The sequence below is a fragment of the Nesterenkonia salmonea genome, assembly GCF_005771525.1.
Lineage (GTDB): Bacteria > Actinomycetota > Actinomycetes > Actinomycetales > Micrococcaceae > Nesterenkonia > Nesterenkonia salmonea.
Genome location: NZ_VAVZ01000066.1, coordinates 1 through 7,315, shown reverse-complemented (window position 1 = coordinate 7,315; position 7,315 = coordinate 1). Strand labels below are relative to the sequence as shown.

The following is a 7,315-nucleotide window of genomic DNA, read 5'->3' as shown; positions in this document are numbered from 1 at the left end:
GTTATGTGTACTGTCTGGAGGTGTCTCATGTACCCACTGACAGAACACCTGGAGAGGTATGCACCTTCGCTTCATTGACCGTGGCTTACCAGTCGGGGCCGCGCATGATTTTCTCACCGGGAAGGTCTATTCCTCAGCCGGATCGCTGCCGGAGGGCATGCCGTTGCTACTCGATGAACGGTGGCGTCCGCTGGAACCGTGGCTGACTTACTTCCGGATTATTAGCGCGTCGACGGGTAAGTCGACGATGCGCAACTACGGGTACGACGCGCTCCGGTTCGCTTCGTTCCTTGAGAGCCGCGGTACCGACGTCGTGCATGCGTCGAGCGAGGACATTGTTGCGTATCGCGAATCGCGTCTGGTCGGTGCTGAGCGTCCTGTGTCGTCAGCGACGTGGAAGCGCGAAGTAGTCGTGATTCGAGGTATTTATCGGATGTTGGTTCAGACTGGCGAAATTCAACGCGAGCCGTGGATAACGATCGGTCGCACCTCGGCGGTTTCGCGGCCATGGCACAGCGAGCCAGACATCCGTCCTCTCACGCAGACCCAATGGGGGGTGTTCCGCGACGTGGGCCTGGCAGGGTATACAACAAACGGAGAGCTCGATCCGAGCTGGCGCGGCCGGGCTCCGATGCGCTCAAAGGCCGGTGCCCAACTGGCCGTGTCCACGGGCATGCGGTTGGCGGAGTTCTCGACGCTGCTGGAGGTAGAACTTCCTCGCTCGTCCGGTAGCGGTATGTCTATCCTTCTCGAGGCGTGCGCTAAGTACCAGAAACGCCGACGAGTTCATGTACCCTCTGCCACGCTACGCGCAGTGAATCTCTACCGGCAGACCGAACGTCGCTCAGTAGTGGACGCTTCCAGAAAGACTCTATGGTCACGACGATCTGAGCTGTTTGTTGTCGAGGAGCTCGATGAATCGGCCGGCATCGTCCGCGGGCGGCTCGATGGGAGGCGATCAACCTGGCACCTCCACCTGATGCCGCCACATCTGCGTCGCATCGCCGTCATTGAACGTGACCGGGGCCTGGAAGCTCTGGGTCTTTTCATTGGACGGGGCGGGCTCCCGATCAGCTTGCGGGCCTGGCACGCTACTTTCGAGGTTGCGAGCCGGAGAGTTCTTGAGCTCGCTCCAGATGAGATGGGTGGACGTCGTTCACGCATCACGCCCCACGATCTACGTCACACATTCGCCGTGGTGCTGCTGAAGGCCCTGACAGACATCGCGTTGGCGCGAGAATCGGAACGTCGTGCTGGGAACCTCGGTCCAGCCACCCTGTCCGAGCACATCTCGATCAATCCACGCCTGACGGTCCAGCGCCTTCTGGGCCACTCCAACCCCTCAACGACCATGGTCTACTTGCGCTACATCGAAGACACCGACGCGCTGATCCAGGACGTGTTCGATAGCTGGAACGACGAATCCCTAACTTTCGCCGACGCGGTGCTCAGTGATCGGAGGACACAATGACCGACACGGACTTTACCCCGCGGCAAATGCGGTTCGCGCTATCAACATCAACGATGAATGTAGCTCTCGCTCCGCTGGACTTTCGGCATCCCGTTCTTGCCGCCCAGCTCGCCGATGCCTTATTGCATATGTACGGTTCATTCGGCCTAGCTGGGGGCACTGCATATAACTATCGCCGCGCCCTTGTGAGCCTTCTCCATGGATTGCCGGAGGCGTGCCCGCGCGCTACCGGTCTGGATACCCCGAAAAGCGATCTCGCCGACGCGTTGCACGAGTGGGAGTTGTCACTAGCCGCTAGATACCCGCCGGAGAGCACGATGCCGAACAGGCAAGGACGACAGATCCGGCGACTCGTACAGATACACGAGGCAACTGGGCATACCGTCAGCAAATCAGTGCTGGCCTGGGCCCAAGGTCGTATCCTCCACCCCGGCGGCGAGGCGACGCCACTTGATGAGTTCAGCAACGCTGAGCGTCTTGAAATCCGAGACGAATGTCGACGCCGTGTTCGGGCGCTGGAAGCACGACTGGCTCTCGGCCGGCGTCTCCTCGCCCTTGGTTCGGAGCTTGGCCCAGAACAGTGGGTGCGGGCTTGCGACGTTCTGTGGGCTGTTCGTCATTTGGGGCGTGCCCCGGGTTCGTCGATCGACGTAGACATTTTCCGCGCCTGTGGGGATGGGATCTTGGATGAACTTGGTGAGAATTTCGCGTCCGACCTGGCGACCGGGTACGGGGGCCCCCGCGTGATGCGCCGTCTCATGTCCTACCTTTATCCCCTGGACACTGATCTCGTCGCCTTCCGTACGCTCCTTCAGCTAGAGACGGGCGCGGCGCCCGAAGAGTGGTCACGAGCTAAGCTCAGCGACATTGAGACTGTGGACCACACTATCCATGTGCGGCTGCACAAGGAGCGTGGGCACCGCAGCCGCACGGTGCGCTGCGCGCTCACCACTGCCGATGGCCGCAGCGGCTGGCGCGCTGGTGACCTGATTCGGCGACTCTTGGCTGTCACGGAGCTTGCGCGCGATGAGGCGGTGGAAATTGGTGCGACGGATGCAGACTCTCTGTTTTTGACTGCGCATCGCACCGGTACCAGGCACCTGGTCGTCCGGACGGAATCATTTTCTCGCAGGCCTTTCAGCTCCCTACTGGCGTCGATCGCACCCGCAATCTCTCAGCCCCATGATTCGCGTCGTCTTCGAAAGACCGTCAAGAGTGTTCGTGCCGCGGTGCTGCGCAGCGCCGATGCCGCGGCCGGAGAAGATCACAGCATCGAGGTCTATCAGCGTCACTATGCCCAGACCACAACGGTCCATGTGCTTGCCGGCGCGGCAGTTAACGCCGCACAACAACAGGTCTTCACCCGTCTTCAGCGCGGACCTATCTTCGTAAACGCGCCTGCGGAGTCAATAAGCGCGGATGCTGACGGTGCCGTCTCGGCAGCTGCAGATGCCGAGGTCGCCGCGAACCCGATAGACCGCGCGATGAGCGTTGCTCAATGCGCTTCACCGTATGAATCGCCGTTCAGTCCTGCCGGCCGCCTGTGCGAGCATCGACCATCAATGTGCTTCGCGTGCCCGAACGCGATTGTCTTCGCTGATCACTTGCCCAGAATCCTGGCCTATCGCGAGGTGCTGAGGGGCCACGAAAACGAAATGTCCCCGGCGCAGTTCGCAGCGGTCCACGGCCAGCAGCTGGCCAACGTCGAACAGATCCTGGATATCTTTTCAGACGAGCAGCGTGACCAGGCGTCTCAGGACATCCAAGAGATCGCTGAGCGCGTGCATATCCCCTTCAGCCAGCGAGGAACACACCTATGACCACACACACCATCTTCGCAAGAGTCGCTGAAAGGCATGTCAGCGACCATTGGAATGCAGAAACATTGGTCCTCCAGCACCGGCATCTCGAGCACGATTATCCCGTCCCGGTCTTCGGTGAGACGAAGCGGTGGGATCTGCGCTCTCTGGGCTGGAATCCCGCGGCGGGTCGCAACTCCGCGGTTCTACTGTTCGACCGCTTCAATAACGAGTGGAACCTTCGTGCCCGCGAGATAGCAATTACGCTACTCAACCCAGTGCACAGCACCATCCGCCGCCAAGGGGTGCATTTGTCGGCTCAGCCCGTGCACGTCAAGACGATCCGCACGAAGCTCGACGGACTGCGACATTTTGCTGAATGGCACGCCAACAACCTCCCCGGAAGCCCTCTTCGAGAGCTTCGCCAGGCGGATCTTGACCGCTTCCTAATCGACGCCAAACAACACCTCGCCCCCTCAGCAGTGACGGGCGCAATCAGCGCCGTCCGCGACCTCCACATCTGCGACGCAATCATTACCGGCGGCGGCATCTCGTTTCCTCCGTGGGGAGATGAGACCGCAGCCGCACTGAGCGGCAGACGAGTCAGCACAGAGCTCAGCACACCAGTGATCCCACCAGAGGTATGGTGGCCGCTTCTACGCGCCTGCTGGCAGTACATCGACGTGTTCTCCCGAGACATCTTTACCGCTGCCGAGGAGTGGAAAGCGCTCGACCGGCCCCCAGGTGAGCGCCGACGCGTCAAAGGCGCCGAATCCATGGTTCAGGCATGGTTGCAAGACCCCAACAGTAAGGTGCCGCGACACCGGCTAAGTTATGGCCGATTCACGAAAGGAGAGATCCACTGGACGTTGCTGTCGCTGCTGGTCTCCGATGGGCACAGCAAGTCCCTTTTCACCGACGACCGTGCACCCGCCGTCGCAGCCAGACGCCAAATGATCCGAGACACGCTGGAATCAGGCCGGATCCCATCGGTCCCCGGTGGCCTCCTGGCCCGGGCGACCGAAGTCGAACGTCTCGACGGCTCCCGGGGACCGTGGATCGACGGGTTCGACCCCGCTACGATTCGTGAGCAAATCAAGATTCTACGTAACGCCTGTTACATATTCTGTGCTGCACTTACGATGATGCGCGACTCTGAACTCCTGAGCATTAAGAAAGAGTCCCTCACGACGTTCCACGGCGCTCCAGCAGTTTCCTCGCAGCTCAGAAAAGGACGGCGCGGCACGCGCCAACGTAACTGGTGGATCATCGAGCCCGTCGCACAAGCGATCGCTGTCGCTGAACGACTAGCACTCAACGACACGGTCTTCGGCTCGAGCCGGAAAAATCATCAGGAAGATGGACACCTTGCCCGCTTTGACCAGCACGAGCAGTTGGGACTGTTCATACCTCAAATCAACGCACTCGGGCCAGCTGCCGGACTAGAGCCCATCCCAAGCACTCACCTGGCACCACACATGTTCCGCCGCACTATGGCCGTAATCACTGCCCAGCAACCTGACGGCGAGATCGCCCTGGGGATCCAGCTCAAGCACGCAGCGCGCCGAGCCGTCGCCAACGCAGCAACCTCCGGATACGCGTCCGAAACTCCCGAATGGGCTGCCGAATTCGAACACGAGCTTCAAGATGCCGTTGCCGCGCGACTAGTCGGCATGTGGTCATCCCAAGAGCGCAATGAAGTTCGACTGGCCGGCGCTGGCGCGCAACGGTTACGTGAGGGGCTGGATCGTGCACGCACGGAAATAACGAACGAAATCAAAGTGGGTGATGAGAGAACACTTCGGTCTCTCTTACGTGACCAATTCAGCACGCTCCGCTGGGGCACCATAAACCACTGCCTCGGCATACCCGAGCAAGCGGCATGTTTGCAAGGCGTACCAGCCGAGCTCGCAGCTGAAGGCGTGATTCCCAACCGTTGTCGACCAACAACATGCAGAAACTCAGTGATCACTGATGATCATGCCCCGATCTGGATCGCCGAAGAGAAGGACCTCTTTCGCAAACTTGAGGACCGCAAGATGGCCCCTCATCACCGGGAGCAGCTCCAATCAGAACTCCACAATGTCAAGAAAATCACTCGGAGGTTCCCCGATGCCTGACCCGGTCCGGCAATCAGACTCACAGCTCAAGCTGCGCGCTGCCATGGAGCGGTTACTCGCGGGCACCGCCGAACGAACCGATGGACGGCTAATTAAGGAGAATCTCTATCGTGAGGCGGGCGTAAGTCGAGCAACAATGAATCGTGCACGGGACGTACTGGATGACTGGTCAAGCCGCGTCAACGGCACCCAACCGCGCGACAAGGAGATCGAAAAACTGCGGGACGACCTCCGTGAGCAGCGACGCGAGGTGAGGCGTCTACGCCGACGGGCGCAGGAACTTCAAGAGCAGCTTACGATCGCTTCTACTGCGATCTCTGAAATGCACGTAGAAAACCAACTTCTGCGCGGCGAGGACCGCACACGCGCGGTGACACCCATGAGACGACCCCAGAGCCGCGCTGGCTGAGCCAGTCACACGAGCTGACGTGAGTGAAGATCCTGAATTCGAAATGGGTTCAAGCCCGATCACTGCCGTCTACCATGACAGGGAGCCTGGGATTGATTTGGTAGAGATACATCCAAGTCTGGCCCTGGGCTAGGCGTTTCTTGAGTGAATGGTCGGGAAGCGAGATGCGGTACGGCTCTCCTGGAGGCGGGATATGCCCGTGAGTCATTGCTTTCCGGAGGCGTTCATTATTTAGCTCGATGAGTTCTTCTGGTGGCTCATTGATAGTTATTCCCAAACCCACCTCTTGATCCTGTAGGAAGAACTCGGTGCCGTCCTTGTATCGAATCCCTAGAAGGACGGCTTTTTGTGGGGATGGTTTTCTGAGCTGTCTAGCCTTGCGTTCGACTTCGAGTTGAAGTGTATGACGCCAGTTAGTGAATGTGGCTACCCACTCAGGTTCATGGTTAGAGTCGAATATGTTTCGTGCCCGCCGGGTGAGAGCGTTTCTATCCTTGAGGGCCTCCAAGCCAAGGTACATCCCGTTAGTTCGCGGAAATTCAGAGATCTTCTCTTGGAGCAGGTCTCCAAGATAATGCTCCAGTTTTCTCATTGCTGCTAGGGCTTCGCGCGCCTGCTGTCGGCTTACCCGGTCTCCGTTATGGATGATGCGGTTTCGAAGTCTCGCAATTCTTGTCTCCCAGTTCCTTACCGGCCCGGAGCGCCGCACGTCCCAGTTCCCTTTGAGCAGAGGGTGGTACTCGGTGCGGACGCGCCTGACGATGCCCGTCTGGATAGAAAATTTGGAAGCCACGTGCTGGGGATGATGGCGTTTCTCCCATAGGAGCATCATGAGCAGTTCGTTGAGCAGAGCTTCGGCGGCGCTTGCCGCGCTAAGAACCGTTCCTCGGTAGTCACCCCTTCGATGAAGCAACATAAGTGCATCGTGGCGTAACCGGTGATAGGTGGTGAACCCGGCTCCATGCTGGCCTCTGGTAGATCGGTAAAGATACATGTCGACGCCGGGCTCGTTCTCCTCAGTGAGCCAAGTGGGTTCCGAAAGAGAGCGCATGCTCGATGTAGCTACTATGTACAACTGTGGTTCGTTGTTGCCGCCCCAAACTAGAGGAATGATTGGCGGCAAGGCTTCGCTGGAAACCCACTGGATGTTGGTGTCCTGGGAAATAAGCGAGTACGCCTCCTGAAGCAGCCTAATTTTTTCGAGGGCGGTTTCGAGGGCTTCTTCCAGTTCTGGTTCGAATTGTTCAGACGAGTCAGGGAAGACGACCATTACCTTCACCAGTGTCAACCAGTGCGGTGGGAGCTCGTCTGCGATCTGATCGTCGGGTGTTTCGAGTTCCTGAATTCCTGGTCGTTGCCATATCTCTGTCCAGTTGGGCGGATATGGCCAGTCCCGGCACTTACTCCAGAAGGTCACGGTTATGTGGTATTTCATTACCTGCTGATAAAAATCGTCTGGCTCACGGCCGGGGCCATCTGGCAGGACCTCATCCGGGTGATGCTCCTCGATGAATGT

At 59.1% G+C, this 7,315-nt stretch carries 5 protein-coding genes; 4 read left to right on the top strand and 1 reads right to left on the bottom strand.

Features of this window, described 5'->3' with window-relative positions; genetic code table 11:
* Window positions 1-58: 58 nt before the first annotated feature.
* The 4 genes from FEF26_RS14805 to FEF26_RS14790 all read left to right on the top strand — a co-directional run bounded on the left by FEF26_RS14805 (window position 59) and on the right by FEF26_RS14790 (window position 5,799).
* Window positions 59-1,471 carry a tyrosine-type recombinase/integrase gene (locus FEF26_RS14805; RefSeq protein WP_138254310.1) on the top strand — a complete coding sequence of 471 codons (1,413 nt, stop codon included), beginning with the start codon at window positions 59-61 and terminating at the stop codon, window positions 1,469-1,471.
* A gap of 317 nt (window positions 1,472-1,788) precedes the next feature.
* On the top strand, window positions 1,789-3,291 hold the full coding sequence (locus FEF26_RS14800) for a hypothetical protein (protein WP_138254309.1): 1,503 nt from the start codon (window positions 1,789-1,791) through the stop codon (window positions 3,289-3,291).
* Entirely contained in the window at window positions 3,288-5,390 is a 2,103-nt protein-coding gene (locus tag FEF26_RS14795) for a hypothetical protein (RefSeq protein WP_138254308.1), read from the top strand. Before FEF26_RS14800 ends, FEF26_RS14795 begins: the two co-directional genes overlap by 4 nt.
* Window positions 5,383-5,799 (top strand): hypothetical protein, encoded by a 417-nt coding sequence (locus FEF26_RS14790; RefSeq protein ID WP_138254307.1) that lies wholly within the window; start codon window positions 5,383-5,385, stop codon window positions 5,797-5,799. Before FEF26_RS14795 ends, FEF26_RS14790 begins: the two co-directional genes overlap by 8 nt.
* Window positions 5,800-5,848: 49 nt before the next feature.
* On the opposite strand, the gene FEF26_RS15825 is transcribed toward FEF26_RS14790, so the two are convergent.
* Window positions 5,849-7,315 (bottom strand): hypothetical protein (locus tag FEF26_RS15825; RefSeq protein ID WP_166433067.1); only part of this gene is annotated, 1,467 nt, incomplete at its 5' end.